2 protein-coding genes are annotated in these 400 nt (G+C 64.0%); one reads left to right on the plus strand and one right to left on the minus strand.

The genetic code is table 11. The annotated features are described in order from the left end of the window. Positions 1–222, plus strand: a 222-nt coding sequence (locus tag I6F21_RS38345; protein ID WP_276573648.1) for a transporter associated domain-containing protein, incomplete at its 5' end; no start/stop codon positions are given. Here the strand turns inward: I6F21_RS38345 and I6F21_RS38350 are convergent. Continuing rightward, a partial coding sequence (locus I6F21_RS38350; protein WP_225184467.1) for a carboxymuconolactone decarboxylase family protein occupies positions 162–400 on the minus strand: 239 nt, incomplete at its 5' end. The two genes, I6F21_RS38345 and I6F21_RS38350, sit on opposite strands and share 61 nt — an antisense overlap.

Consider the following 400-nt stretch of genomic DNA (forward strand, 5'->3'; position numbering starts at 1 on the left):
AAACGCGCCTTCGACCTCGACGACCTGCCCGGCGAACACCACGTCGAAACCCTCGCTGGGCTGGTCATCTACGCGCTCAAGCGCATTCCCAAGAAAAGCGAGACCGTCGACATCGGGCCGCTGCATATTGAAGTGCTCGACATCGACAACCACCGGATCGATCAGTTGCTGGTTTCGCGGCGCATCGATCCGCTCGCGGCGGCCGCGCCCTCGGCGTCGTGAGCGGCAAACACTTCCTTGGCGGCAAACATGCCGTTGAGTGCCGCCGGAAAGCCCGCGTATAGCGCCATCTGCAGGATCGTCTCGGTGATCTCCTTTCGCGTGAGCCCCACGTTGAGGCCCGCCGCAATGTGCACCTTCAACTGCGGTGCCGCGTTGCCCAGCGCCGTGAGCGCGGCAA

Origin of the sequence: Bradyrhizobium sp. NBAIM03, from assembly GCF_020194055.1 — a bacterium.
Taxonomy (GTDB): domain Bacteria; phylum Pseudomonadota; class Alphaproteobacteria; order Rhizobiales; family Xanthobacteraceae; genus Bradyrhizobium; species Bradyrhizobium yuanmingense.